The organism is Allobosea sp. (assembly GCF_017308075.1).
Taxonomy (GTDB): domain Bacteria; phylum Pseudomonadota; class Alphaproteobacteria; order Rhizobiales; family Beijerinckiaceae; genus Allobosea.
The window spans coordinates 158445-183746 of record NZ_JAFKFX010000027.1; the positions used below are offsets into that span (position 1 = coordinate 158445).

Annotated in this window: 25 protein-coding genes; 8 read left to right on the forward strand and 17 right to left on the reverse strand. The window is 66.5% G+C overall.

What is annotated here, in order from left to right; all coding sequences use genetic code 11:
• Nucleotides 1-138: 138 nt before the first annotated feature.
• Nucleotides 139-2850 carry an excinuclease ABC subunit UvrB gene (gene uvrB, locus J0J10_RS08850; RefSeq protein ID WP_291646141.1) on the forward strand — a complete coding sequence of 904 codons (2712 nt, stop codon included), beginning with the start codon at nt 139-141 and terminating at the stop codon, nt 2848-2850.
• A gap of 204 nt (nt 2851-3054) precedes the next feature.
• On the opposite strand, the gene J0J10_RS08855 is transcribed toward uvrB, so the two are convergent.
• The 5 genes from J0J10_RS08855 to J0J10_RS08875 all read right to left on the reverse strand — a co-directional run bounded on the left by J0J10_RS08855 (nt 3055) and on the right by J0J10_RS08875 (nt 7231).
• Entirely contained in the window at nt 3055-3654 is a 600-nt protein-coding gene (locus J0J10_RS08855; protein WP_291646142.1) for a DUF7946 domain-containing protein, read from the reverse strand.
• 737 nt (nt 3655-4391) lie between these two features.
• Entirely contained in the window at nt 4392-4685 is a 294-nt protein-coding gene (locus J0J10_RS08860; RefSeq protein WP_291646234.1) for a GIY-YIG nuclease family protein, read from the reverse strand.
• A gap of 928 nt (nt 4686-5613) precedes the next feature.
• Nucleotides 5614-5913 carry a hypothetical protein gene (locus J0J10_RS08865; RefSeq protein WP_291646143.1) on the reverse strand — a complete coding sequence of 100 codons (300 nt, stop codon included), beginning with the start codon at nt 5911-5913 and terminating at the stop codon, nt 5614-5616.
• Between the two features lie 130 nt (nt 5914-6043).
• On the reverse strand, nt 6044-6430 hold the full coding sequence (locus J0J10_RS08870; protein ID WP_291646144.1) for a SpoIIAA family protein: 387 nt from the start codon (nt 6428-6430) through the stop codon (nt 6044-6046).
• Between the two features lie 57 nt (nt 6431-6487).
• Nucleotides 6488-7231, reverse strand: a complete 744-nt coding sequence (locus tag J0J10_RS08875) for a hypothetical protein (RefSeq protein WP_291646145.1) — start codon at nt 7229-7231, stop codon at nt 6488-6490.
• A 441-nt stretch (nt 7232-7672) separates the two neighbouring features.
• On the opposite strand from J0J10_RS08875, the gene J0J10_RS08880 reads away from it, so the two are divergent.
• Genes J0J10_RS08880 through J0J10_RS08905 form a run of 6 tightly spaced genes read left to right on the forward strand, consistent with a single transcriptional unit; the run spans nt 7673 to nt 11577 of the window.
• Complete coding sequence (locus tag J0J10_RS08880) at nt 7673-7945, forward strand: hypothetical protein (RefSeq protein ID WP_365877478.1); 273 nt, start codon at nt 7673-7675, stop codon at nt 7943-7945.
• 8 nt (nt 7946-7953) lie between these two features.
• Nucleotides 7954-8139: a hypothetical protein gene (locus J0J10_RS08885; RefSeq protein WP_291646146.1), complete on the forward strand. Its 186-nt coding sequence runs from the start codon at nt 7954-7956 to the stop codon at nt 8137-8139.
• 7 nt (nt 8140-8146) lie between these two features.
• Entirely contained in the window at nt 8147-9253 is a 1107-nt protein-coding gene (locus J0J10_RS08890) for a methionine ABC transporter ATP-binding protein (protein WP_291646147.1), read from the forward strand.
• On the forward strand, nt 9243-9908 hold the full coding sequence (locus J0J10_RS08895; protein WP_291646148.1) for a methionine ABC transporter permease: 666 nt from the start codon (nt 9243-9245) through the stop codon (nt 9906-9908). Before J0J10_RS08890 ends, J0J10_RS08895 begins: the two co-directional genes overlap by 11 nt.
• Nucleotides 9909-9945: 37 nt before the next feature.
• Nucleotides 9946-10746, forward strand: coding sequence for a MetQ/NlpA family ABC transporter substrate-binding protein (locus tag J0J10_RS08900; protein WP_291637989.1), 801 nt, complete (start codon nt 9946-9948; stop codon nt 10744-10746).
• Nucleotides 10747-10788: 42 nt separating this feature from the next.
• Nucleotides 10789-11577, forward strand: coding sequence for a MetQ/NlpA family ABC transporter substrate-binding protein (locus J0J10_RS08905; protein ID WP_291646149.1), 789 nt, complete (start codon nt 10789-10791; stop codon nt 11575-11577).
• Nucleotides 11578-11833: 256 nt separating this feature from the next.
• On the opposite strand, the gene J0J10_RS08910 is transcribed toward J0J10_RS08905, so the two are convergent.
• The 12 genes from J0J10_RS08910 to J0J10_RS08965 all read right to left on the reverse strand — a co-directional run bounded on the left by J0J10_RS08910 (nt 11834) and on the right by J0J10_RS08965 (nt 24474).
• A complete protein-coding gene (locus J0J10_RS08910; RefSeq protein WP_291646150.1) occupies nt 11834-12547 on the reverse strand; it encodes an ABC transporter ATP-binding protein in 714 nt (237 codons plus the stop codon).
• Complete coding sequence (locus J0J10_RS08915; protein ID WP_291646151.1) at nt 12547-13308, reverse strand: ABC transporter ATP-binding protein; 762 nt, start codon at nt 13306-13308, stop codon at nt 12547-12549. Before J0J10_RS08915 ends, J0J10_RS08910 begins: the two co-directional genes overlap by 1 nt.
• Nucleotides 13305-15191: an ABC transporter permease gene (locus J0J10_RS08920; RefSeq protein WP_465247179.1), complete on the reverse strand. Its 1887-nt coding sequence runs from the start codon at nt 15189-15191 to the stop codon at nt 13305-13307. Before J0J10_RS08920 ends, J0J10_RS08915 begins: the two co-directional genes overlap by 4 nt.
• Before the next feature lie 102 nt (nt 15192-15293).
• Entirely contained in the window at nt 15294-16508 is a 1215-nt protein-coding gene (locus tag J0J10_RS08925; RefSeq protein WP_291637998.1) for an ABC transporter substrate-binding protein, read from the reverse strand.
• A 255-nt stretch (nt 16509-16763) separates the two neighbouring features.
• A complete protein-coding gene (phnX, locus tag J0J10_RS08930; RefSeq protein ID WP_291646153.1) occupies nt 16764-17603 on the reverse strand; it encodes a phosphonoacetaldehyde hydrolase in 840 nt (279 codons plus the stop codon).
• A complete protein-coding gene (locus J0J10_RS08935; protein ID WP_291646154.1) occupies nt 17600-18727 on the reverse strand; it encodes a TIGR03364 family FAD-dependent oxidoreductase in 1128 nt (375 codons plus the stop codon). Before J0J10_RS08935 ends, phnX begins: the two co-directional genes overlap by 4 nt.
• Nucleotides 18728-18974: 247 nt before the next feature.
• Nucleotides 18975-19184, reverse strand: a complete 210-nt coding sequence (locus J0J10_RS08940) for a cold-shock protein (protein WP_291638004.1) — start codon at nt 19182-19184, stop codon at nt 18975-18977.
• A gap of 120 nt (nt 19185-19304) precedes the next feature.
• Entirely contained in the window at nt 19305-20060 is a 756-nt protein-coding gene (locus J0J10_RS08945) for an SDR family NAD(P)-dependent oxidoreductase (RefSeq protein WP_291646155.1), read from the reverse strand.
• Entirely contained in the window at nt 20033-21076 is a 1044-nt protein-coding gene (locus J0J10_RS08950) for a ketopantoate reductase family protein (RefSeq protein ID WP_291646156.1), read from the reverse strand. The genes J0J10_RS08945 and J0J10_RS08950 overlap by 28 nt, the downstream gene beginning before the upstream one ends.
• Before the next feature lie 148 nt (nt 21077-21224).
• Entirely contained in the window at nt 21225-22172 is a 948-nt protein-coding gene (locus tag J0J10_RS08955) for an isoaspartyl peptidase/L-asparaginase family protein (RefSeq protein ID WP_291646157.1), read from the reverse strand.
• A gap of 152 nt (nt 22173-22324) precedes the next feature.
• Nucleotides 22325-23926, reverse strand: a complete 1602-nt coding sequence (locus J0J10_RS08960; RefSeq protein ID WP_291646158.1) for an ABC transporter substrate-binding protein — start codon at nt 23924-23926, stop codon at nt 22325-22327.
• Entirely contained in the window at nt 23923-24474 is a 552-nt protein-coding gene (locus tag J0J10_RS08965) for a MarR family winged helix-turn-helix transcriptional regulator (protein ID WP_291646159.1), read from the reverse strand. Before J0J10_RS08965 ends, J0J10_RS08960 begins: the two co-directional genes overlap by 4 nt.
• Nucleotides 24475-24569: 95 nt before the next feature.
• On the opposite strand from J0J10_RS08965, the gene J0J10_RS08970 reads away from it, so the two are divergent.
• Nucleotides 24570-25271: a creatininase family protein gene (locus J0J10_RS08970; RefSeq protein ID WP_291646160.1), complete on the forward strand. Its 702-nt coding sequence runs from the start codon at nt 24570-24572 to the stop codon at nt 25269-25271.
• Nucleotides 25272-25302 lie beyond the last annotated feature (31 nt).

Consider the following 25302-nt stretch of genomic DNA (forward strand, 5'->3'; position numbering starts at 1 on the left):
GGCCGCTCCCATTGATTGCATCATATAGATATGCAACTAATGCGAGCATATCATCTCCTGTCAACTCCTGTCATCAATCGAGAGGGAGCGCGTCCCTGCCCTCTCGCATCGGCGGCGATCTGCGCCCATATTGCGACAATGCCAAAGCGCCCCGATGCCAGCTCCGACACCGCCTCGCCCGAGGCGGAACGCCCCGCCGCCGAGGCCGCAAAGGCCGCGACCAAGAAGCCCGCGAAGAAGCCGGCGAGCGCCCGCACGCCCAATTCCAAGGCGACCAAGCCTGATCTGAAGCCTTTGGAAGGCTATCTCGCCGACCTGCTCAACCCGGCGATCAACCGGGGTACGGCAGTGCCGGGCGGCGCCTCCGGCTTCAAGGACACGCCGCAGGCGGGCTACGAGGCGCGGCCGGGCGATGCCGGCGAGACCAGGAAGCGCAAGCTCTCCAAGAAGGCCGATGCCGCCTTCGCCGGCTCGGATGGCGAGACCGCGGCCTCGCTGACGGCGCAGTCGCTGCAGGCGCTGCTGGAGACCGGCAGCCCGTTCATCGAGCCTGGCAAGGCCTGGGTGCCGCACCGCCCCGCCCGCCCCGAGAAATCGGAAGGCGGCGTGCGTTTTCAGATGAAGAGCGATTTCTCTCCATCAGGTGACCAGCCGACCGCGATCGCCGATCTCGTCGACGGCATCAGCCGGCAGGAGCGCGATCAGGTGCTGCTCGGCGTCACCGGCTCCGGCAAGACCTTCACCATGGCCAAGGTGATCGAGGAGACGCAGCGCCCGGCGCTGATCCTCGCGCCGAACAAGACATTGGCCGCCCAGTTGTACGGGGAGTTCAAGAGCTTCTTCCCCGACAATGCGGTCGAGTACTTCGTCTCCTATTACGACTACTACCAGCCCGAGGCCTATGTGCCGCGCTCGGACACCTATATCGAGAAGGAATCCTCGATCAACGAGCAGATCGACCGGATGCGCCATTCGGCGACGCGCTCGCTGCTCGAACGCGACGACGTGATCATCGTAGCCAGCGTCTCCTGCATCTACGGTATCGGCTCGGTCGAGACCTATACGGCGATGACCTTCTCGCTGAAGCTCGGCGAGCGCATCGAGCAGCGCCAATTGATCGCCGACCTCGTGGCCCTGCAATACAAGCGCGTCCAGCACGATTTTGCGCGCGGCACCTTTCGGGTCCGGGGCGACACGGTCGAGCTCTACCCGGCCCACTATGAGGACCGCGCCTGGCGCATCGGCCTGTTCGGCGACGAGATCGAGAGCATCTCCGAATTCGATCCGCTGACCGGCCAGAAGACCGGCGAGCTCGAATTCATCAAGGTCTACGGCAATTCGCACTACACCACGCCGCGGCCGACGCTGAACCAGGCGGTCAAGTCGATCAAGGAGGAGCTGAAAGGCCGGCTCGACGAGCTCAACCGCATGGGGCGCTATCTCGAGGCGCAGCGGCTCGACCAGCGCTGCACCTTCGACATCGAGATGATCGAGGCGACCGGCTCCTGCAACGGCATCGAGAACTATTCGCGCTATCTCACCGGCCGCAAGCCGGGTGAGCCGCCGCCGACCCTGTTCGAATATTTGCCCGACAACGCCCTCGTCTTCACCGACGAAAGCCATGTCACGGTCCCGCAGATCGGCGCGATGTACAAGGGCGACTTCCGCCGCAAGGCGACATTGGCCGAATATGGCTTCCGCCTGCCCTCCTGCATGGACAACCGGCCGCTGCGCTTCGAGGAATGGGACGCGATGCGCCCCGCCTCGGTGCATGTTTCGGCCACACCCGGCTCATGGGAGATGGAGCAGACCGGCGGCGTCTTCACCGAGCAGGTCATCCGCCCGACCGGGCTGATCGACCCGCCGGTCGAGATCAGGCCGGCCAAGCACCAGGTCGCCGACCTCTTGGACGAGGTCAAGGAGGTCACCGAGAAGGGCTACCGCACCCTCGTCACCGTGCTGACCAAGCGCATGGCCGAGGACCTGACCGAGTACCTGCACGAGAACGGCGTGCGCGTGCGCTACATGCACTCCGACATCGACACGATCGAGCGCATCGAGATCCTCCGTGATCTGCGCCTCGGGACGTTCGATGTCCTCGTCGGCATCAACCTGCTGCGCGAGGGCCTCGACATTCCCGAATGCGGCTTCGTCGCCATTCTCGATGCCGACAAGGAAGGTTTCCTGCGCTCGGAGACCTCGCTGATCCAGACCATCGGCCGCGCCGCGCGAAACGTCGACGGCAAGGTCGTGCTCTATGCCGACCACATCACCGGCTCGATGGAGCGGGCGATGGCCGAGACCAATCGCCGGCGCGAGAAGCAGCTCGCCTACAATGAAGAGCACGGCATCACGCCGCAGACGGTGAAAAAGAACATCGGCGACATTCTGGGCTCGGTCTATGAGCGCGACCATGTCACCGTCGATCGCGGGCTGGTCGAGGCGCCGGTCGCCGGCCACAACCTGAAAGCTGCGATCGCCGATCTCGAAAAGCGCATGCGCGAGGCTGCCGCCGACCTCGAATTCGAGACCGCCGCGCGCCTGCGCGACGAGATCAAGCGCCTGCAGGCGACCGAGCTCGCCATCGCCGACGATCCCCTCGCCCGCCAGAGCGATGTCGAGGGCAGCGCGGGCAAATACCAGGGCGAACGCAGCTACGGGGCGAGTGCCAACCTTCCGACCCGCGCCCGCAAGCCGACCGACGCCGATATGGGCCCGCACAATTGGGGCGGGGGCGAGGGCCGACCGAAGGCGAGCGTGGCGCGACCGCGGAAGCCCGGGCTCGACGAGATGGGCCCGGTGCCGGAGTCGCGACCCAAGGGAGCGGGGGAGAAAAGGCGGCGGAGGTAACTAATGAGCGTCGAGGACCCTGTGCAGACGATAGCGTTTCAGACGACCTGATCCATCAGTTATGGGAGATACAAGGAGTTCTATCTCTGTAAATTCATCCCGCGCCAGCAGCGCTAGATTGTCTGCTAAGCGCGAAGTTGATGGTTTGCTCAGTGGTGATGCTGGAAAAAAGGGAACTGAAATTGAGTCAATATCCGATATAACTCAGCCGTTGCCAGTTCGCGTATTAAATCGGTTGACCGCGCAGCGAATAATCTCCGTTTCGTCGCTTATGAATTCGGTTTCAATGAACTGAAGAGTCATGTCGTCAAAAGTGACGAGATTGGTCCTTCCACTCATTATTTGTATGTTGAGTCCCTGATGTTTGACGGGCGAGTGGGCACGTTTGAGAGCGTCATCAAGTTTTTCATGTAGATCGTCGTTTTCTCGCTCAAGCTCCCTCATTCTTTTTCTTGATTTTCGATAGTGCAAGGCTGCGGGCAATCCGACACCCCCCGCTAGAATGTACTTTAATAGGTCATAGAGAGCATTTTTGCCGAGATCAGCGATGAGAGCTTGAGTGTTCGGATCGGTCACTACAAGTTGAATTAATTGCTCCCAGCTGCCTTTTTTGCTGGCTCCGAGCACCAATCGGAATCCTTTTGCGGACGGAGCTTGTGTAATAATCTCACGGTTCAGAAAGGCATTCAAAGAGATCATCAGTGCTTGAGATATCCCAAACAGGGATTGAGATCCGTAGTATTGATCAAGGCCGTTGAAATCACTCGACCCAGAATCGTATTTTATTGTAAAATTAAGCGTCAATTTAAGCTCCCCAGCGTGTTTGAAATTTCAATGAAATTCGATTCGCACGGAGAGCGCAACATGCTGATTCCAACTATAAAATGTGCAACAAGGAGCGTCGATTAGCAGCGCGGCGCGCGGCCAAATACACGTCCTCATCCGGCGCTTCGGTTCCGTTACCCTTTCGTCATGGTCGCCCTTGTGGCGACCATCTACGTCTTGCGGCGCTGCTGGCAGGGGGGTCGCTAGGAAGGCTGTCGCCGGCTTCAGCGGGCGAAGGCGTGGATGGTCGCCACAAGGGCGACCATGACGGACCGGCGCGGGGAACCCCTCTCCCGGATGGTAGAGTGGCAAGGGTGCCCCCCGCAGCTGATCATCTGAACGCAACGGAGCCGCTGCGGCCTTCTGCACCGAGGGCAGGCCCTCATCCGGGAGAAGGCAGGGTCGAGATTCCTGCGCCACCACCGTCATGCTCGGCCTTGTGCCGAGCATCCACGTCTCGCGACGCTGACGGCGCGCTCTTCGCTGCGGGTATTGAGGCTGGTCGTCACCGCGCACGGACGTGGATGGTCGGGACAGACCCTACCATGACGCGGTGCTGACGGCGGCCTAGCCAAGCGTAACTGGTGCAAGACGTGGATGGTCGGGACGAGCCCGACCATGACGGAGCCCCAGCGTGAAGCCGTTTCGCCGAGTCCCGCTGCCGCAAGCCACCAGGGCGACCATGACGGGTGAGCGCGGGATAGCGCCCGGCGCGGTCACGCCAACTCGTCGTAGAGGTCGTTCCAGTCCGGATTGCGCGCCATGATCGTCCGGGTCTTCCAGGCGCGGTACCAGCGCTTCATCGAGGTCTCGCGCTGGATCGCGGCCCCGATCTCGTCATGCCATTCGTACCAGACGAGCCGCTTGAGGCCGTGTGTCCTGGTGAAGCCGGCGAGCAGCCCCTCGCGATGCTCGTGGACGCGTCGCGGCAGATCGCTCGTCACGCCGAGATAGAGCGTGCCGTTCGGCCGGTTGGTCATGATGTAGACCCAGCCACCCTTGCGCTTCATGTCGGCAGGATGGCGGGCGGCTCGGCCAGCGGCAAGAGCGCCGACGCTTCGCCCGTCATGGTCGCCCTTGTGGCGACCATCCACGTCTTTGCGGCGCTGATGACATGCTCGCCAATGCAGTGCCCGTACGCTCGGGTGCAAAGACGTGGATGGTCGCCACAAGGGCGACCATGACGGGGAGGGGGAATGCGGGGATAGACACTTGAACAATCCCCGCCCTCCCAACCTCCCGTATGATCGCCCGCATCCCATCCCCGAGGGGCGGCCGACCGGAGGCATGTCGTTTGGCGGGGTGGGTGCGGCGCCTGCGGCCGGGCTTGCAACCCGGTCCCAAGAGGCTTCGGGAACCGACCTGGGGGTACTACGGCCCCTGCGCGAGGAGCTCGCTAGCTGGACCTGCCGCCGATCGTAAGCCGTCCGAGCGCCGACGCGACGCCCCGATGAGGGGAACTGGCGAAGGCAGCGGGCGGGATCGGGGCAAAGTCCGAATGAAGCGCGGCCCGGAGTTTTCAAATCGCCGCCGGCGGAGCGCCACGGGGCGTGCGGGTGGTGGCTCAACCCATCCGCGCCGCTTCCTGGCTCAATGGAAGCGGATACCAAACCGCGCCTCGCGGCGCTCCGCTGCCCCTCAGATGCGACAACGCCCGCAGGCGAGCCTGCGGGCGGGGAAGACGCCTGCGCGTGGGAAGCGCGGGGAACCCCTCTCCTGGAAGGAGAGGGGCAGGGGTGAGGTGTTCGGACTGAAAGCGGGCTTGAACCCGACCGCGCGGTGAGCGCTCGCGGAGCTGGTTCGACCGCCTACACCTCACCCTGCCCTCTCCTTTCAGGAGAGGGTTCTCTGTTGTGGTTCCCGGTGCTTTCCTGAAGAACTCCCGCGCCCTTCGCTTGTGGGGAACAGGGGCACGAAGGGCGCGGGGGACGGACCGCCTTACCAGCGGTCGTAGGCGTCGCGGTGGCGGCGGCCATGGGCCGGAGCCCAGGGCGGCGGGCCGCCATGGCGGCGGCCATAGCCATAGCCGTAGCCGTCGCGATAGCGATGGCGGCGCTCATAGCGGTGCTGGCGCTCCATATTGCGCTGGATCTCCCACATCCGGTGCTCGCGGTTGTGGCGGACATAGGTCGCCTCGAGCTTGTCGAGGCCGGCCGCGCCGCCAAAGGCCTCGCCGGCAGCGGCCGGCGTGGCGGCGGCGCCCAGTGCGATGGCCGCGGCGATGAGAATGTGACGCATGACTGGTCTCCTTCGTCTGCTGATGGGCATTTGACCAGCGGGCTGCGGAACTCCGCCTGAACGGCTCGGTCGGCTGCCGTTCATTTTGGAGCCGGCGCGTTTCCCGCCGGCTCGGGGTGAAAACGGGGAATCAGGCGTCGGGACCGCCCTCGATCTCGCTCGCCCAGGCGAGCGCCGCGTCGAAGGCGCCCGGCTTGAAGCTCCTGACCTCGACGAAGGGCACGAGCGGGCTCGCAATCGCGACCAGGGTCTCGATCCAGCCCTTGTCGGTGACGACAGCCTCACGCGGGAAACGGTGCCATTGCAGGATCTTGCCGAAGCCGTAGCGGGCATCCTTGAGGCCGGCGCGGAAGGTCATGTCCTCGAAGCCGGTAAGATCGGCGAGGATGCCGAGCTTCTCATGCCGTTCGAGCTTGGCCTCGATCTCGGCGATCAGCCGGTCGAAATCCGGCTCGGTCAGCGTGCCGCTGATGCGGAAGGCGGCGACATGGTCGGCTGCGGGGAGAATGTCGAGCATGGCCCTCTGTCCCTGGCTTGTCCCGAAGCAACGCCGGCAGGGCAGGAAGGTTCGGCGCTATTTCAGCGCAATGATCAACATCAGGAAGGCGAGCACGATCAGGACCTGCTTCAGGCTCCAATTGATCCGCCTGAGCTGCTCGGACACCGGATCCTCCGGCTCCTCTTCGGGATCGGCCTCGGCGGCCGCATCGGCTTGGGCCTGCTGGGCCGGGCTGGCGGTGGCGGCCCTGCCCCATTCGATCGCTTCGACCCGGCCATGGCCGCTGGCGCTGCGGCCGCTGGCGGCCTCGAGCCCGAGATGGAAGGCGAGCGGGCGGCCGGGCAATGCCTCGGGCTCGGCCTCGCGCAGCCATAGATCGGTCGCGGCGCTGAGCGACAAATGCAGGGGCGCCTTCTCGACGAGATCGCGGCCGAGCTCGGCGAAGAGCGGCTGCGGCAGGAAGAGGTCGGCGCGGTAGTTCTGGTCGAACCCGGCCTCCTGCGCATCGCCGGCAAGGCCGAGCCGCAGCAATGGCGCCTGCGCGCCTTCGGTCGGAAAGGGCCGGATCGTCAGGGCGATGTCATGGGCCTCGCCAGGATGACCGGCCCGGTGCAGGCTCGCCTCGCGCGGCCGAGCCCGTCCCTCGATGCGGTTGGCCTCGTGCCGCACACCCTCGCGCCAGACATGGCCGCGCACCAGAGCGAGCCCGTCCGCCTCCAGAGCGAGCGGGCGGCCGACGGCCTGGATGAAGGCGCCGGCGACGCCGTCGATCGTCATCCGCCCGTCGGCGATGCTGACGCCGCGCACCGCCTGGTTCATGCGAGGTCCGAATCGCGAATAGCCATGCCGGGACGATAGCAGGTCAGAATGGCGGCGCACCAGAACAGGCGCTGCGATGCGCCATTCAAGGCTCCGCGCGCAGTTTCGGCCGGCTCGACGTCCGGAGAAAATTCTTCTCCGGGAACATGTCTCTTTAAAAGAACGATTGGATTGACACGAAGAACGACACTGCCTAGATTAGGCCTGTCACCGGCTCAGCCCCGTGGCCGCGGAGATTTGAGCGAGCAGCTTGCGCCGCGTCACCAAACGCTAAAGCGGAGAGCAACATGACCGAGCATTTCCTTCCTCCGATCGAACCGACCCTTCGTTCGATGATGTTCTGTTGTCGGCGCTGAGCCAGCGCTGAGACCGCCCGTGCGGCGGATTTTCTTCCGAACAGATTCATCATTCGAGACGCCGCATCGCGGCGGAGGTCACGTCATGTCGCAGTTCACTTCCCTTGCATCCGATCAGACCGTCGTCGCCCAGCCGACGCTCGCCCAGTCCACACTCGCCTATGTCATCGAGGTCGGCGAGACCCAGGCCGGGCTGGTGGCGCGCCGCGCCGGCGAGCGCTTCTTCACCTTCATCTCGGCGGCTTCGGCCTTCGACCGGCTCGAGGGCGAGCGCTTCGCGACGCCAGGCGCGGCCGAACGCGCCGCCCGTTTGCTCGTCGCGCCGCGCCGTCAGGGCCAGACGCGGCTGGCGGCCTGAGGCGAGTGATGTCCGGGCTCGAAACCCTGCGCCGGCGCCTCGCGCTCTGGCTCGGCGAGGCTCTGCCCGCCGCGCCACGCCGGCTCGACCAACCCTCCTTTTCGGTCGACGACGAGGCGCAGCGCCGATCGGTCCGGCAGGTGACGCTCGAGCAGATCAGCATCACCCACTGGTCCTGCCACACGCTATACTGAGGTCATGATGAACGCCCCCCTGAAACCCGACGCCTTCCGCGTCGCGGCCGAGATCGCGCCATTGGCCGAGCCGGTCATCCGCTTCGAGCGGGTCGGCAAGGTCTTCGCCGGCCGGCGCGGCCAGAAGCCGGTCACGGCGCTGGAAGGCATCGACCTCGATGTGCCGCGCGGCGCGATCGTCGGCGTGATCGGCCGCTCCGGCGCCGGCAAGTCGACTCTGATCCGCCTGGTCAACGGGCTGGAGCGCGCCAGCTCCGGCCGCATCCTGATCGAGGGCGACGATGTCACCGATCTGACCGAGGCCGGCTGGCGGACGCGCCGCCGCTCGACCGGCATGATCTTCCAGCATTTCAACCTGCTCTCCTCGCGCACGGTGTTCGACAATGTCGCGCTGCCGCTCGAGATCGACGGCACGCCGAAGAGCGAGATCGCTGCGCGGGTCGAGAAACTGCTCGACCTCGTCGGTCTCGCCGACAAGCGCGAGCGCTATCCGGCCGAGCTCTCGGGCGGGCAGAAGCAGCGTGTCGGTATCGCAAGGGCGCTGGCGACCGACCCGAAGGTCCTGCTCTGCGACGAGGCGACCTCGGCACTCGACCCCGAGACGACGCAGTCGATCCTGGCGCTGCTCAAGCAGGTCAACCGCGAGCTCGGCGTCACCATCCTTCTGATCACCCACGAGATCCCGGTGATCAAGGAGATCTGCGACCGCGTCGCGGTGATCGAGGGCGGGCGCATCGTCGAGGAAGGCGAGACCTTCGAGGTCTTTACCCGGCCGCAGCACCCGACGACCGCCCGCTTCGTCGAAACGGTGACCGGCGTCGAATTGCCGGCCCATCTTGCCGGGCGGCTGCGCGAGACGCCGCTGGCCGGCGGCAGCGCCGTGCTGCGCGTCACCTTCTCCGGCGCCAACGCCACCGCGCCGGTGATCAGCCGGCTCGGCTCCACGATCGGCATCGACGTCAACATCCTGGCGGGGCGAATCGACGCCATCGCCGGCAAACCCTTCGGCAGCCTGCTCGTCTCGGTTCCCTCCGAAGAACCCGGCCTCGGTGCCGTGCTCGGCGCGCTGAAGGGCCTCGAACTCAAGGCAGAGGTTATCGGTCATGTCGCCTGAACTCATCCGCCTGATCATCCAGGCCACCGGCGACACGCTGCTGATGGTCGCGATCGCCGCCGGGCTCGGCACCTTGCTCGGCCTGCCGCTCGGCGTCTTCCTGGCGACGAGCAAGCGTGGCGAGCTTTTCGCCGCCCCGGCCGTCAACGCCATCCTCGGCACGCTGGTCAACGCCACGCGCTCGACGCCCTTCATCATTCTCGTCGTCGCGATCATCCCGTTCACAAGGCTGATCGCCGGCACCTCGATCGGCACCACGGCGGCGACCGTGCCGCTGACGGTCGCGGCGACGCCGTTCATCGCCCGCCTCATCGAGGGCGCGATCCGCGAGGTCGACCAGGGCTTGGTCGAGGCTGCCCGCTCGATGGGCGCGACGCCGGTGCAGATCGTGTGCAAGGTCCTCGTCCCCGAGGCGCTGCCGGCGATCACGCTCGGCCTGACGCTCGCTTTGGTCAGCCTGATCGGCTTCTCGGCCATGGTCGGCGCCGTCGGCGGTGGTGGCCTCGGCGATCTCGGCATCCGCTATGGCTATCAGCGCTTCATGCCGGAAGTGATGGCAGCCGTCGTCGCCGTCCTGATCGTCCTCGTCCAGGCCGTGCAGAGCCTCGGCGACCGCCTCGCCCGCCATCTCAACAAACGCCTGCGCCACGCCTGAGCGCCACGCGAACCTTCTTCTTCAGCCGGAGCCTACCATGTCGACCTTGCTTTCCCGGCGCAGCCTGCTGGCTGCCGCCGCCGCCCTCTCCTTGCCCGCTTCGGGCGCCCTCGCCCAGCAGAACCAGGTGATCCGCATCGGCGTCACCCCCGGCCCGCATGCCGAGATCGTCGAGCAGATCAAGCCGATCATCGCCAAGAAGGGCTATGAGCTCAAAATCTTCGAGTTCTCGGATTTCGTCATCCCGAACCAGGCGCTCGACACCGGCGACCTCGAAGCCAATGCCTTCCAGCACCAGCCCTATCTCGACAACCAGGTGAAGGATCGCGGCTTCAAGATCGCGAGCGTCGCGACCACCGTCAATTTCCCGATGGGGATCTACTCGGCGAAGTACAAGAGCTGGGCCGAGGTGCCGGACGGCGCCACCGTCTCGATCCAGAACGACCCGACCAATGGCGGCCGCGCCCTGCTGCTGCTGCAGGACAAGGGCGTGATCAAGCTGAAGGACGGCACCGGCTTCAAGCCGACCGTGCTCGACATCACCGACAACCCGAAGAAGCTGAAGATCGTCGAGATCGAAGCCGGGCAGACGGTGCGCTCGCTCGCCGACGTCGCTGCCGCGGCGATCAATACGAGCTATGCTGTCGACGCCAAGCTCGACCCGAACTCGGCGATCCTGCGCGAGGCGCCCAAGGGCCCCTACACCAACCTGATCGCGGTGCGCAGCGTCGACAAGGACAAGCCCTGGGTGCAGGCGCTGGTCGACAGCTACCGCTCGCCCGAGATCAAGGCCTTCGTCGCCGAGCGCTTCAAGGGCTCGATCCTACCTACCTGGTGAAGCCGTCGCCTCCCGCAATCCTAGAAGAACGGAGTCCGTTCCATGACCACCCGCAGGACCATACTCGCCGCCGCTTTCGCAGTCGCCGTCGCCGGCCCGGCGCTCGCCCAGCAGAACCAGGTGCTCCGCATCGGCGTCTCGCCCGGCCCGCATGCCGAGATCCTCGAGAAGGTGAAGCCGCTCGCCGCCCAGAAGGGGCTCGACATCAAGATCATCGAGTTCTCCGACTATGTCGTGCCGAACCAGGCGCTCGACGCCGGCGAGCTCGAGGCCAACTCCTTCCAGCACCAGCCCTATCTCGACAACCAGGTGAAGGACCGGAATTTCAAGCTGACCAGCGTCGGCCTGACCGTGAACTTCCCGCTCGGCATCTACTCGTCGAAGTACAAGAGCTGGGCCGAAATTCCGGACGGGGCCACGGTCGCGATCCAGAACGATCCGACCAATGGCGGGCGCGCCCTGCTGCTGCTGCAGGACAAGGGCGTGATCAAGCTCAAGGACGGCACCGGCTTCAAGCCGACGGTCGCCGACATCACCTCGAACCCGAAGAAGCTGAAGATCATCGAGATCGAGGCCGCCCAGACGCCGCGCTCGCTGGCCGACGTCGCCGCCGCCGCGATCAACACCAACTATGCCGTCGACGCCAAGATCGATCCGACCTCCGCGATCCTGCGCGAGGACGCCAAGGGTCCCTATGTCAACGTCATCGCGGTGCGCACCGCCGACAAGGACAAGCCCTGGGTCAAGACGCTGCTTGAGACCTATCACACGCCCGAGGTGAAGGCCTTCGTCGCCGAGCGCTTCAAGGGCCAGGTCTTGGCCGGCTGGTAAGCTTCCTCCCACCTGGCATCGTCACTGCCGGGCACCTGCCCCGGAAGCGCAAGCTTCCGGGGTTTTTCGTTTGCGGGCCAGATCGGATGCAACGCTGCCATTTCGTCATGCTCGCCCTTGTGGCGAGCATCCACATCTTGAACTCAGGTCTCGACCAGCAAAGACGTGGATGGTCGGGTCAAGCCCGACCATGACGGGAAGCGTGGTGTGCATGTTTCCAAGGCGCTGCCGCTCAGCGCCCCGGACTGACGAAGCCTCACACCGACAGATACTGCGAGCGCACCGCGTCGTTGGCCTTGAGCTCGGCCATGGTGCCGGTAAAGCGGATCAGGCCCTTCTCGATGATCGTGGCGCGGTCGGCGACCGAGCCGGCGAAATGCAGGTTCTGCTCGGAGATCAGCACCGAGAGCCCCTCGCTCTTCAGCGCCAGGATGGTCTTGGCCATGTCCTCGACGATGACCGGGGCGAGCCCTTCCGAGGGCTCGTCGAGCAGGACGAGGCTGGGATTGCCCATCAGGGTGCGGGCGATGGTCAGCATCTGCTGCTCGCCGCCCGACATCGCCCCGCCCGGCCGGTCACGCATGCGGCCGAGATTGGGGAAGAGCTCGAACAGGCGCTCCGGCGTCCAATAGGGCACGTTATCGCGGCGCGGCCGGCGCCCGACGGCTAGGTTCTCCATGACGCTGAGCTCGGAGAAGACCCGCCGGTCCTCGGGGACATAGCCGAGGCCGAGCCTTGCGATCTCGAAGGGCTCGCGCCCGGCGATCGGCTGCCCGTCGAAGACGACGCGGCCCGATTGCGGCGCAACGAGCCCCATCACCGCCTTCATCGTCGTCGACTTGCCGGCGCCATTGCGGCCCATCAGCGCCAGTACCTCGCCGCGGTCCATCGAGAAGCCGACGCCCTGCAGGATATGGGCGCGGCCGTAATAGGCGTTCAGCCCTTCGATCTCGAGCATGGTGGCGCTCATCAATGGCCTCCCGAAGTCGCGCCGGAGCCAAGATAGACGGCGCGTACCGCCGGGTCGTTGCGGACCTCCTCGGCCTTGCCCTGCGCGATCAACCGGCCGCGGTCGAGCACCAGCACGGCATCGGAATGGGCGAAGACGACGTCCATGTCGTGCTCGGTGAAGAGCACGGCGATGCCGCGCTGCCGGGCGATTTCGGCGGTCAGCGCCATCAGGGCGATGCGCTCGCGTGGCGCCATCCCGGCCGTCGGCTCGTCCATCAGGAGAAGTTTTGGCTGGTTGGCGATGGCGACGGCGAGCTCGACGCGCTTCAGATCGCCATAGGCGAGTACGCCGCAGGCGCGCTCGGCCTGATCGAGCATGCCGACTTGGCTGAGCAGCGCATCGGCTTCGGTGACATGGCGATCCTTGGCCCGGCCGAACAGTTTCCAGATCTCGCCGGCATGCGAGATCAGCGCCATCTGGACGTTCTCGCGCACGCTCATCGAAGCGAAGGTGGCGGTGATCTGGAAGGTGCGGCCGACGCCGAGCCGCCAGACCTCGCGCGGCTTCAGCCCGCTGATGCGGCGGCCGGCGAGGATGACCTCGCCGCGATCGGAAAGCAGCTGGCCGTTCAGCATGTTGAAGCAGGTGGTCTTGCCGGCGCCGTTCGGGCCGATCAGAGCGAGCAGCTTGCCGGCCTCGACCTCAAAGCTGACATCGTCGACGGCGCGGACGCCGCCGAAGGACTTGCCGAGATTGCGGACTTCGAGGACCGGGGTCATCGGGCTGGCTCCGGCGTGGCGGCAGGCGCGGCGCCGCCATCCTCGCGGCGGCGCTCGGCGAGGGCGAGCGTGGTGCCGACCAGCCCGCGCGGGAACAGGATGACGAGCAGTACGATCGAGGCGCCGAGCACGAAGCGCCAGTACATCGTCGCCTTGGCGAGCTGCTCCTGCAGGCCCATGAAGGCGAAGGCGCCGACGATCGGGCCCGAAACCGTCTGGACGCCGCCGAGCAGCACCATCAACAGCGCGTCGACCGAGCGCGGGATCGCCATATAGGTCGGGAAGACCGAGCCCTTGAAGAAGGCGAAGAGCGAGCCGGCAATGCCCGCCGCGAAGGCGGCGATGATGAAGGCGAGCCACTGGATGCGCATCACCGGCAGGCCGATCGCCTCGGCCCTGAGCGGGCTGTCGCGCCCCGCCCGCAGAGCATAGCCGAAGGGCGCGAAGACGAAGACCCGCAGCAGCAGCACGAAGGCGACGCAGATCACCAGCGTGAGATAATAGAAGACCAGCTTCGAGTTCGCCCAGGCAGCCGGCCAGACGCCGAGGATGCCGTTGTCGCCGCCGGTGAGATCGACCCATTGGAAGGCGGTCGCCCAGGCGATCTGGGCGAAGGCCAGCGTCAGCATAGCCAGATAGACGCCCGAGAGCCGGACGCAGAACCAACCGAAGACGAAGCCGGCAATGCCCGCCAGGAAGGGCGCGAAGGCGAGCGCCGGCAGCATCGGCAGAGCGAGCCATTTCACGGCGAGTGCCGCGCCATAGGCGCCGAGGCCGAAATAGGCGGCGTGGCCGAAGGAGGCCATGCCGCCGGGCCCCATCATCAGGTGCAGCGACGCGGCGAAGAGCGCGAAGATCGAGAGCTCGGTCAGGGTCAGCAGCCAGTGATCGGCGACGATGAAGGGCGCAACCAGGAGCAGCGCCAGCGCCAGCAGGCCGAGGCCCTTGGCGGCCGGGCTCGCCGGCAGCAGCAGCGGCTCGACCGGGCCATGGGCATGGGCGCTGCCGACCGGCCGCCTGCCCATCAGCCCATAGGGCTTGACCATCAGCACCACCGCCATGACCAGGAAGACCAGAACGAGCGTGATCTTCGGGAAGATCAGGATGCCGAAGGCGTGGATCACGCCGATCAGCACGGCGGCGAGATAGGCACCGGTGACGCTGCCGAGCCCGCCGACGACGACCACGACGAAGGCCTCGGCGATCATCGACAGGTCCATGTGCAGGTTGACCGCCTCGCGCGGCAGCTGCAGCGCGCCCCCGAGACCTGCCAGCCCCGCGCCGAAGGCGAAGACCGAGGTGAAGAGCAGGCGCTGGTTGACGCCAAGCGCGCCGACCATCTCGCGGTCCTGCGTCGCGGCGCGTACCAAAGTGCCCCAGCGCGTCTTCTGGAACAGGAACCAGAGCAGGGCGAGCATGATCGGCCCGACCACGATCAGGAAGAGCTCATAGGTCGGGAAGCGGCTGCCCATCAGTACGACGAAGCTCTTGAAGCCCGGCGCGCGCGGACCGAGCTTGTCCTCCGCTCCCCAGATCGCGAGTGCGATGTCCTGCACCATCAGCACCAGGCCGAAGGTGGCGAGCAGCTGGAAGAGTTCCGGCGCCTGATAGATCCGGCGCAATACGGTGATCTCGACCAGGGCACCGATCGCCGCGACGATCAACGCGGCGAGCACGACCCCGCCCCAGAAGCCGAGCGCTTCGGAGCCGCCGAAATAGGAGACCAACGTGAAGGCGAGATAGGCGCCCAGCATGTAGAAGGAGCCATGCGCGAAGTTCACGATCCGCGTCACGCCGAAGATGATCGAGAGCCCGCAGGCGACGAGGAACAGCGACGAGGCCGAGGCCAGACCGTTCAGCGTCTGTGCGAAAATCAGGTCGATCATACCGACATCCATCGAACCGGGCGAAAAGGGCGCACTCTTCCAGCGGCCGCAACGCAATGTCGCGGCCGGGATCTAGTCAATATCAGATTGAAGCGGGTTTCAGCCCGCCGGGCGCAGCGCCTTCACCTCGGCATCCGAGGGCAGGTATTTGGCACCGTCGGCATAGCGCCAGTCGACCATCACGCCCTTGCCGTTCTTGACCGCGGTCTTGCCGACATAGGCGCCGAGCGTCGCCTGATGGTCGGAAGCGCGGAACTCGACCGGGCCGAAGGCCGAGGTGAACTTCAGCCCCTTCAGCGCGTCGACGAGCTTCTCATTGTCGGTCGTGCCCGCCTTGGCGAGGCCGGCGGCGATGGCGTTCATGGTGTCGTAGCCGACGACCGAGCCGAGCCGCGGATAGTCATTGTACTTGGCGCGATAGGCTTCGCGGAACTTGACGTGGTCCGGCGTCTGGATGTCGGCCTGGGGATAGCCGGTGACGATCCAGCCGACCGGGGCCTCGGCGCCGAGCGGGTCGAGATATTCCGGCTCGCCGGTCAGCATCGAGGCGACGGCGCGGCCCTCGAACAGCCCGCGCGTATTGCCCTGGCGGACGAAATTGGCGAGATCGGCGGCGAAGGTGACATTGAAGATCGCGTCGGGCTTAGCCGCCTCGAGCGCCTGCACGGTGGCGCCCGCATCGATGCGGCCGAGCGCCGGGAACTGCTCGGCGACGAACTCGACATCGGGCCGCGCCTTCTTGAGCAGCTCCTTGAACCACTTCACCGCCGACTGGCCGTACTCATAGTTCGGCGCGACGGTCGCCCATTTCTTGGCCGGGAGCTTGGCGGCCTCTTCGACCAGCATCGCCGCCTGCATGTAGGTCGAGGGGCGCAGGCGGAAGGTGTAGCGGTTGCCCTTGGCCCAGACGATCGCGTCGGAAAGCGGCTCGGAGGCGACGTAGAGCCGCTTGTTCTGGAGGGCGTAGTCGGCGATGGCGAGGCCGACATTGGAGAGGAAGCCGCCGGAGAGCAGATCGACCTTCTCGGCATTGATCAGCTCGCCAGCGAGGCGCACCGAATCCTCGGGCTTGCCGGCATCGTCGCGGAACAGCGTCTCGATCTTGCGGCCGAGCACGCCACCAGCGGCGTTGACCTGCTCCTGCGCGAGTTCCCAGCCCTGGCGATAGGGCTTCAGAAAGGCTGGCTGGGAGGTGTAGCTGTTGATCTCGCCGATCCTGATCGGCGCACCCTGGGCGCGCAGCAGCGAGGGCGTTGCCAGCGTGGCCGCTCCGATCACGGCTCCGCTGACGAATTGGCGACGGTCAATCTTCATGGCTGTCCCCCACTGGCTGATCGATCTTCTTGCTTGCGGCCCCTCGCCGCGGCTCCCCACCCTAAGCCGGGCGCATCAATGGCGCCAAGCCGGCAAGGAAATTCGTTTGTATACCTACGAACTCTCAGCGCTGCCGTTTTGTTTGTCAATCGTTCTAAATTGGGCATCCGTGCCGCATTCGCGGGCAAAGCGGGGTGAGCACCGGCGAGGGGCGGTCGCCGGTCCGTTCGTGCTCCTGCTTTCGCTGTTCCGGGCTCAGGCCGGCTGTTTCGCCGCGGCGCGCGCCAGCAGGGTCGAATCAATCGCCTCGACCACGCCGACGAGCTCGGCGATGCTGTCGACGACATAGTCGGCGCCGGCGGCCCGCAGCCGCGCCGCCGCCTTGCCGCGCAGGACCTGCTGCTCGAGCAGGGGCAACTCGTTCCACTCCGCCAGCGAGAGGCCGACGCAATTTCCGGAGACGGCTAGGCCGACCGTCCAGCATCCGGCGGCCGCGCCTTCGGCGATGCCCGGCTCGGTGTCGTCGACCTTGACGACGCTGGAGGGTGGATAGACGCCGAGATCGGCGAAGCAGCGATACATCATCAGCGGGCTCGGCCGCCCTTCCGCGAGATCGCCGGCGCAGACGAGATTGTCGGGCCGATAGCCCTGCGCCGCCGCGGCCGGCAGCAGGCGTTCCATGATCTCGCGGGTATAGCCCGTGGTCGAGCCGATCCTGAGCCCACGCCGGCGCAGATTGGCGACAGTCTCGGCAGCGCCGGGGATCAGCTCGACATAGTCGGTGACGACAGCGGCATTCAGCGGCACGAACTCGGCATAGACGGCGTCGATCGCCTGCTCGTCCGGCAGCGCGCCATGAGCGGCGCGCCAGGCCTCGGCGATCGCCGGCTCGGCCAGCAGCGCGGCGATATGGGCGCGCTTCGGCAGGCCCATCGGGCCGCGCGCTTGGGCGATGCTGATGGCGACGCCGAAGCGGGCGAAAACCTCGACGAAGGCGCCCATCGGCGCACGCGAGCCGAAATCGACGACCGTGCCGGCCCAGTCCAGCACCACCGCCTTGACGGCCTTGAACGAAAGCATGGCGACGGCGCTCATCCGAACATCTCCGCAATGGTCTCTTCGCCGATCGCGAAGGAGGTAGAAGCCCCGGTTCCCGAGGTGACGATCACCAGGCGGACACGCTCGGCGATCGCCTCGCGCAGCATCGGCCGGTCGGGCAGGCTGGCATAGGTACCGAGCCAGCGCGTCTCGACAGGCGGGCGCACGCCGAAGACCGCCTCGTATTCGTCGAGGATCAGCGCGTCGACGGCGTCCTGCGCGAACGGATCGGGCGTTGCCGCATAATGGTGGGAATCGCCGACGACGCGGCTGCCATCGGCCGAGGCGACGGTGATCAGGTGGATGCCGTTGGCGAGGTGCTCCGGCTGCTCACGCTCCAGCCGGGCACGCAGGGCGGCGGCCTCGGGCAGCTCGGCATAGCCGAGATAGCGCACCAGCGAGAGATCCGACATGACCGCGCAGGGCAGGTCGGGCCCGGAGGTTGCCGTGCGGACCCGCAGCATCTGCAGCTTGCAGCGGGTCAGTGCGGGATAGGCGCGCCTGAGCTCGTCGGCATGGAGGCCGGTGAAGTCGTCGCCGGGGCATATGATGGCGGCATCGGCACGCAGGGCGCCTTCCGAGGTCTCGATCACCGGCAGGGCGACGCCGCGCACCGTCGCCTGGCGCAGAAAGGAGACGCCCCAGTCGCGCGCGAGATGAGCGGCGAGCAGCGGGATCGCCTCGCGCGATTCGACACGCAGATCATGCGGGCTCCAGAGCGCCGCCTCCTGGCCGGGCGCGAGGAAGGGGAAGCGCTGCGCCAGGGCCTCGCCGCGCAGCACCGCGCAGCCCTCGCCCATCTCGGTGGCAAGGAAGGCCTCGAGCACGGCGGTCGCCTCCGACCGGCGCGAGGCGAGGCAGAGCCCGGCATGGACCAGCGCAATCCCCGCCTTCGGGGCGATTTCGGCCCAGACATCGCGCGAGCGCCGCGCCCGCTGCCAGGTTTCGCCCGCCTGCTGGCCGGTGACGGTGACGAAGCCGAAATTGCGGACGGACGCGCCATTGGCCTGCGCATCGCGATCGATCACGACGACCTTCAGCCCGCGCCTTGCGGCGGCCAAAGCATGTGCGAGGCCGACGATACCGGCGCCGACGATGGCGAGGTCGAAACTGCGATCCACTGGGCTCTCCCTCCCCGGCGCTCTGGCGCGCCATGGCAAGCCCTCCCGCTTAGAGCAGGCGTAATGCAGATCGATGACAGCGATGCGATTGCAAGCGACCAGCGCCGCGGAGGAGCCTGGCCTTGCCTTGCGCTCCTGGCCGCCGCCGATCGGCGACGGAAATGCCTGGAATCATCAGTTCTTGACGAGTTCTATATGGCGGGGAAGCAGACGCCGCTTGTCCGCGACCCTCGATAGGCCGGTGTCTTCAGGCAGTCTTGAGGTTGACGGCCGCCGACTTGCCGGTCTTGCGGTCTGCTTCCAGATCGTAGCTGATCTTCTGGCCTTCGTTCAGGCCGCGCAGGCCGGAGCGCTCGACTGCGCTGATATGCACGAAGACATCGCTGCCGCCGGCATCCGGCGTGATGAATCCGTACCCTTTGGTCTCGTTGAACCACTTCACGGTGCCCGTTGCCACGTGCTCTCCCTTCACTTTCGGCAGGCGGCGAGTGCCACCCGGCGCGCACTCTAGGGCGATACTTGCGCATGTGGCAATCCGGCTCAGCAATGAGCCGGATCATCCCTTTCGGGGAGAAACTCAGGAACGTCCGCCATCGACCGACAGAACCTGGCCGGTTGTCCAGCCCGCCTGCTCCGAGAGGAAGAACAGGCTGGCATGGGCGATGTCGGCCGGCGTGCCGAGCCGGCGGGTATGGATGCCGTCGACCAGCCGCTTCTGGCCTTCCGCGCCATAGGACTGCCATTGCCGCTCGGTCGCCGGGTTGGAGCGGACGAAGCCGGGCGCCACCGAATTGACGGTGATGCCATGCGGGCCGAGTTCCCAGGCGAGCTGCCGGGTCAGCCCGACCAAAGCGTGCTTGGCGCTGGCATAGGCCTGGATGCCGGTCAGGCTCGGCCGCAGGCCCGCGCCCGAGGAAATGTTGACGATGCGGCCGTAAGCAGCCTGCTTCATCGCCGGTGCAACGGCCTGAGACAGGAAGAAGGCGGCGTCGACATTGGCGGCGAAGATGGCGCGCCAGTCGGACTCGGAGATCTCCTCGATCGGCCGTCCGACCTGGCCGCGCACGCCGCCGGCGGCGTTGACCAGAAGGTCGAGCCGGCCCTCGGCCGCAAGCACGGCGGCGACCGTCTCCTGCGCCGCTGCGGGCCCGCCGAGATCGGCGACATGAGCGGCCGCGCCCAGTTCCCTGGCCACGCCAGCGATGCCCTCGCCATCAAGATCGACGAGATGGATACGGGCGCCGGCCTGGGCCAGCGCCTGGGCGATGGCGCGGCCGATGCCCTGCGCGGCGCCGGTGACGAGGGCTACACGGTCATCGAAACGGATCTGCATTGCTCGATCAGCACCTTCAGGGTTTCGAACGCCATCGGCCGGCGGCCTTCCTCGATGTCTTCGATGAGCGTGACCAGCGTCGTGAGCGCTGGCGTCGCGACGCCGACCTCGCGGCCGAGCGCCGAGATGATGCCGATCTGCGGCCGGGCTTCGGTCCTGCGCTTGCGGACGGCAAGGTCGCGCCAGATGCCGGAATGGGTCTTGGCCGTCTTCGCGGTATAGTCGGCGAGCCAGGCAATGGTCTTCTCCTGCGGGCCCTCGGGCGCGCCGGGTGCGAAGACCTTCGGATCGAAGTCGCCGAAGCCGAGCGAGGCGACGCCGCGTGCCGCCGCGACAGCGCCTACCTCGCGCCCGAGCGCCAACCAGACCGGCAGCCGCGCCGGATCGGCGAAGTTCGCCGACATCGAATCGTTGGTGAGGGCGGTGCCGAACAGCATCGCGCCATAGGCGAGCTTGCCCCAGAGATAGCCGTAGATGTTGTCGGTCAGGATCGCGTCCGGCTCGAACAACCTGAGCAAACGGTGCATCTCGCGGGCCCGGTCGGTCATCGCCCCATCGAGCTCGCCGACGACGACGGCGCCGCGATTGCCGTAGAGGATCTCGCCGGGACCATGCCAGTCGGCCCCGAAATTGACGAAGCAGCCCATGGTGCGCGCCTCGCCGACCGCCCTTGCAATGGTGATCTCGTTGAGCCCGTTCTGGGCCGAGAGCACGAAGCCGTCCTCCGCGAGATGCGGCGTCAGTGCCGCGAGCGCGGCCTCCGTCGCCCCGGCCTTCACCGCCAGCACGATGCGGGAATAGCTGCCGGAGAGCTCCTGCGGCGTCGCTGCCGGCACCACCTGCCGAAATTCCTCGACCGGGCCGGTTATCGATAGGCCCGATGTCCGGCAGGCCTCGACATGCTCGGGCGCGATGTCGACCAGCAGCACGGGCACGCCGGCCCGCGCCCAATAGGCGCCGAGCGTGCCACCGATCGCGCCTGCGCCCCAGATCAGGATCGGTTCGGATACCTTCATGACGATGTTCCTGCCGTCATCCCGGCCGCAGCGAAGCGGAGCGCCGGGATCCATCGTAGAGCGCCGGAGCCCTCCGATGGATCCCGGAGCTGCGCGGCGATGCCGCTCGTCCGGGATGACTCCGGAGGGGCAGAGAAGCGATGCGGCATCACGCCTGCCCCACCATGTCGACATCGGCATGGGTCGCGACATGGACGAGGCCGTCAGGCGTGACCCAGCCGCGATACATGCCGCCGCTGTTATAGGGTGCGACGATCTCGCCATCGGCCCCGATGGCGACGAGGCCTGCCCCGATCTTGTGCGCCGTCAGCTCGGCCATGGCGCGCTCGGCTGCTTCCTGGAGCGAGAGCCCGGCATAGCCGATCAGCGACGCGATCTCGTGGCCGACGCAATAGCGGATGAAATACTCGCCCTTGCCGGTCCCGGAGACGGCGCAGCGCCCGTCGCGCGCATAGGTACCCGCGCCGATGATCGGGGAATCGCCGACGCGGCCCGGCGGCTTGTTGGTATAGCCGCCGGTCGAGGTCGCGGCGGCGAGATGACCGGCCTGGTCGCGGGCGACGGCGCCGACCGTACCGTGCTTCTCGGCCTCGCTCGCTCCGGCCATGGTGCCGACGAGCTCGCGGATCTTCATCGAGGCGAGGTTCTTGCGCCGGCGCTCGGTCGAGAAATGCTCATTGGTGACGATGTCGAGCCCCTCGGCCTGGGCGAAGGCGTCGCCGGCCGGGCCGGTCAGCAGCAGCGGGTCGCCGCGGCGCATCAGCGCCTTGGCGGCGGTGACGGGATTGCGGATGCGCTTGACGGCACAAAGCGCCCCGGCGGCCAGCGTCGCGCCGTCCATGATCGAAGCGTCGAGCTCATGCTCGCCATCGGCATTGAGGGCGGCGCCATGGCCGGCATTGAAATGGGCAGAATCCTCCATCACCACGACCGCCGCTTCGACCGCATCGACGGCGCTACCGCCCTTGGCCAGTATCGCCCAGCCGGCACGCAGCGACTTGGCGAGATGGGCCTTGGCCTCGGCCCATTCGGCGTCGGTCATTTCGGATTTGGGCAAGGTGCCGCAGCCGCCATGGATGGCGAGAGCGATGGTCATTTTTGCTTATCCTGACTTCAGTCACATCGTGGTGAGGGTGCGCCGCGACGCATGGCCGGGCTCGTCCCGACCATCCACGTCTTCGTCCGGGCAGTCCGATGTTCAGGACATGGATGCTCGCCACAAGGGCGAGCATCCATGTCCTGGTTCCCTTACTTCGCCGGCTTGATGTCCATGGCCAGCGTGTCCTCGTCGACGCGCGGGCGGATGGTCACCTTGGCCTTCTGCATCGCCCAGGCCGAGCCGACGGCGACGATCGGCAGGCGCGGCCGGTCCTTGGCGACGATGGCGTTGGCCTGCGCCAGGAGGTCGTTGCGCTTGGCTTCGTCCATCTCGATCGCGGCATCCTCGATCAGCTTGTCGAGCTCCGCGTTCTTGTAGCCGAGCACGTTGAAGGCGCCGAGCTTCTTGGCGGGGTCATTGGAGTGCACCACCGAGGAGAGCGTGTAGTTCGCCTCGCCGGTCAGCGTGCCCCAGCCGGACATGGACAGCGAGAACTCGCCGCGCAGCCGGGCCGGGAAGAAGACGGCGCCGGGCTGGGCGTTGGCGTTCACCTCGATACCGATCCGCGCCAGCATCTGGGCGATCGAGGTGCCGACCTGCCGGTCGCCGGGCAGGCGATCGCTGGTGAAGGAGAAGCCGACCTTGAAGCCGTTCGGGTAGCCGGCCTCCTCCATCAGCTTCTTGGCCTTGGCGAGATCGGGCTTCAGCGGCGGCAGGCTCTTGTTGTAGCCGGCGATATCCGGCGTCACCAGCTGGTTGACCGGTGCCCCCAGCCCTTCCATCGCGATCTCGGCGAGGGCCGGCCGGTCGATGGCGAGGTCGATGGCCTCGCGGACCCTGGCGTCCTGCATCGGGTTCTTCGGGAGGGGCGAGCCGTCCTTGGCGCTGACCTGCGGGGACTTGTCCCGCATGTCGAGCTCCATGTTGAAGACATAGACGGTGTCGATGGTCGCGACCGAAAGCTTGGCATCGCGCTTCAGCGTCGGCACGTCGGAGGCCGGGGCGCGCACGATGATGTCGACCTGGCCGGCCTTGAGCTGGGCGACGCGGGCGGCATCGTTCGGCAGTTCCTTGCGCAGCACCCGGGCCCAAGGTTGCTTCTCGCCCCAGTAGCCGTCGAAACGGTCGAGCACGAGCTGGTCCTTCGGCGTCCAGGAGACGAATTTATAGGGACCGGTGCCAATCGCCGCCTTGCCGCCGTTGAAGGCTTCGTTGGCATTGTCCTTGGTCAGGCCGGCGGCCGCCTTGTGCGAGACGATGAAGAGCCGGATGAAATCGTTCGGCAGATTCGGCGCCGGTCCGTCGGTGACGATGTGGACGGTGAGCGGGTCGACGATCTTCACTTCCTTGACGCGGCGGACATAGATCGTCGTCGGGTTCGGTCCGGCCACGACCGGGATGCGCTCGATCGAGAACTTGACGTCCTCGGCGGTGAAGTCGGAGCCGTCATGGAACTTCACGCCGGGCCGCAGCTTGAACTCCCAGACGGCGGGCTCGATCGCCTTCCAGCTCGTCGCCAGCCTCGGCTCGATCTGCAGCTTGTCGCCTGACCACGTCAGCGTGTCGAAGACATGCTTCAGCGCCTCGGCATGGGTACCGGTCGCGGTGAAATGCGGATCGATCGATTCCGGGCCGGCGCGCACGCCGATGGTCAGGTTCTGGGCGAGAGCGGGGCCGGCGAGCCCGATGCCGCACAGGGCAACGAAGGTGGCTCGCCGCCAGAGCGGGAAGATGCGCAAGGTCTCGGTCATGACGGGTTACCTTCGGGTTCGAGGTCGACAGGCCAGGTCGGAGAGGCGATCACCATCTTGTCCAGGAGCTCGCAGAGCTGCTTCTGCTCGGCCTCGCTCAACACGCCCAGCATCGCAGCCTGCTGCTGCACCATCCGCGGCATGGTCTCGTCGAAGATCGCCCTGCCGGCAGGGGTGAGGGCCAGCACATAGCTGCGCAGGTCGTCGGGATCGCTCTCGCGCTTGAGCAGACGGCGCTCGAGCAGCTTCTGGATGGCGCGCGACAGCGTGTTCTTCGGCAGCCCGGCAGAGGCGACGATGTTCTTGGCGGCGACGCCGCCCTTCAGGCCGACCGCGTAGAGCGCGACGAATTCCGGCCGGACCAGCCCGTAGCGCGTCTCGATCCAGCGATAGACCGGATCATTGAAGCGGAAGGCGATGAAATTCAGCCGGAAGGAGAGCCAGCAGGGATTGCCCCAGAGCTTGGTGACGATCAACGGGTCGAGATTGCGCAGAGCGGCCTCGCGCTCGCTGTCCAGCTTCGACAAGGCGGTCGGCGCGAGGCGCATTGCGACACTCCCTGACTTGGTTCCATATGGAACTTGACGACCCCGGATGCGGCTGTCAAGGATGACGTGGTTTCGTCGAAACGCAAGGATCGGTCATGCTGGTTTCCCGGATGAACTGGATGCAGATCGAGGAACAGGCGAAGCGCGACGACCGTTGCGTGGTGCCGCTCGGCTGCGTCGAGCAGCATGCCTATTTGAGCCTCGCCACCGATGCGATCCTCGCCGAGCGCGTCGCGAACGAGGCCGCCGAACCACTCGGGATTCCGGTCTTTCCGGTGCTGGCCTACGGCATGACGCCGGGCTTCACCGCCTATCCAGGCACGGTCTCGCTGCGGATGAGCACCTATCTCGCCGTGATCGAGGACCTGCTCGAAGGCGTCTACCGCTCCGGCTTCCGCCGTATCGTGCTGGTCAACGGCCATGGCGGCAATTCGCCGGCGATGACGCTCGCCACGGAATGGATGGGCAGGCGCCCCGACGCCAGCGTCAAGATGCACAACTGGTGGGCCGGCCCGCTGTTCCAGGCCGCCGTCCGGCAGATCGACCCGGCCGCGTCGCATGCCTCCTGGATGGAGAATTTTCCCTGGACCCGCCTCGAGGGCGTGGCCATGCCGGACATCGTCAAGCCGCCGTTCGATGCCGCCCTCTACCAGGCAGCCAATCCCCAGCGAAAGCGCGAGATCCTCGGCGACGGCAATTTCCACGGCCGCTACCAGCGCCCCGACGCGGAGATGCTCAGGGTCTGGACGGCCGGAGTCGAGGAGACGCGGGCGGCGATGGCGGAGAGCTGGCCGTGACGAGCGGTCCCTCCTCGGACCTTGTCCTGAG

Excerpts from the sequence above, each read along its gene's own strand:
- J0J10_RS08865 (WP_291646143.1), bottom strand. The coding sequence starts at position 5,913 with ATGCGTCACATTCTCATCGCCGCGGCCATCGCACTGGGCGCCGCCGCC.
- J0J10_RS08965 (WP_291646159.1), bottom strand. The coding sequence starts at position 24,474 with ATGCGCCTCGCGCCGACCGCCTTGTCGAAGCTGGACAGCGAGCGCGAG.
- J0J10_RS08860 (WP_291646234.1), bottom strand. The coding sequence starts at position 4,685 with ATGAAGCGCAAGGGTGGCTGGGTCTACATCATGACCAACCGGCCGAAC.
- J0J10_RS08870 (WP_291646144.1), bottom strand. The coding sequence starts at position 6,430 with ATGCTCGACATTCTCCCCGCAGCCGACCATGTCGCCGCCTTCCGCATC.
- uvrB (WP_291646141.1), top strand. The coding sequence starts at position 139 with ATGCCAAAGCGCCCCGATGCCAGCTCCGACACCGCCTCGCCCGAGGCG.
- J0J10_RS08885 (WP_291646146.1), top strand. The coding sequence starts at position 7,954 with ATGTCCGGGCTCGAAACCCTGCGCCGGCGCCTCGCGCTCTGGCTCGGC.
- J0J10_RS08880 (WP_365877478.1), top strand. The coding sequence starts at position 7,673 with ATGTCGCAGTTCACTTCCCTTGCATCCGATCAGACCGTCGTCGCCCAG.
- J0J10_RS08950 (WP_291646156.1), bottom strand. The coding sequence starts at position 21,076 with ATGAAGGTATCCGAACCGATCCTGATCTGGGGCGCAGGCGCGATCGGT.
- J0J10_RS08905 (WP_291646149.1), top strand. The coding sequence starts at position 10,789 with ATGACCACCCGCAGGACCATACTCGCCGCCGCTTTCGCAGTCGCCGTC.
- J0J10_RS08915 (WP_291646151.1), bottom strand. The coding sequence starts at position 13,308 with ATGACCCCGGTCCTCGAAGTCCGCAATCTCGGCAAGTCCTTCGGCGGC.
- J0J10_RS08895 (WP_291646148.1), top strand. The coding sequence starts at position 9,243 with ATGTCGCCTGAACTCATCCGCCTGATCATCCAGGCCACCGGCGACACG.
- phnX (WP_291646153.1), bottom strand. The coding sequence starts at position 17,603 with ATGAGCGCCGTCGCCATGCTTTCGTTCAAGGCCGTCAAGGCGGTGGTG.
- J0J10_RS08875 (WP_291646145.1), bottom strand. The coding sequence starts at position 7,231 with ATGAACCAGGCGGTGCGCGGCGTCAGCATCGCCGACGGGCGGATGACG.
- J0J10_RS08960 (WP_291646158.1), bottom strand. The coding sequence starts at position 23,926 with ATGACCGAGACCTTGCGCATCTTCCCGCTCTGGCGGCGAGCCACCTTC.
- J0J10_RS08910 (WP_291646150.1), bottom strand. The coding sequence starts at position 12,547 with ATGAGCGCCACCATGCTCGAGATCGAAGGGCTGAACGCCTATTACGGC.
- J0J10_RS08925 (WP_291637998.1), bottom strand. The coding sequence starts at position 16,508 with ATGAAGATTGACCGTCGCCAATTCGTCAGCGGAGCCGTGATCGGAGCG.
- J0J10_RS08945 (WP_291646155.1), bottom strand. The coding sequence starts at position 20,060 with ATGCAGATCCGTTTCGATGACCGTGTAGCCCTCGTCACCGGCGCCGCG.
- J0J10_RS08970 (WP_291646160.1), top strand. The coding sequence starts at position 24,570 with ATGCTGGTTTCCCGGATGAACTGGATGCAGATCGAGGAACAGGCGAAG.
- J0J10_RS08890 (WP_291646147.1), top strand. The coding sequence starts at position 8,147 with ATGAACGCCCCCCTGAAACCCGACGCCTTCCGCGTCGCGGCCGAGATC.
- J0J10_RS08900 (WP_291637989.1), top strand. The coding sequence starts at position 9,946 with ATGTCGACCTTGCTTTCCCGGCGCAGCCTGCTGGCTGCCGCCGCCGCC.
- J0J10_RS08955 (WP_291646157.1), bottom strand. The coding sequence starts at position 22,172 with ATGACCATCGCTCTCGCCATCCATGGCGGCTGCGGCACCTTGCCCAAA.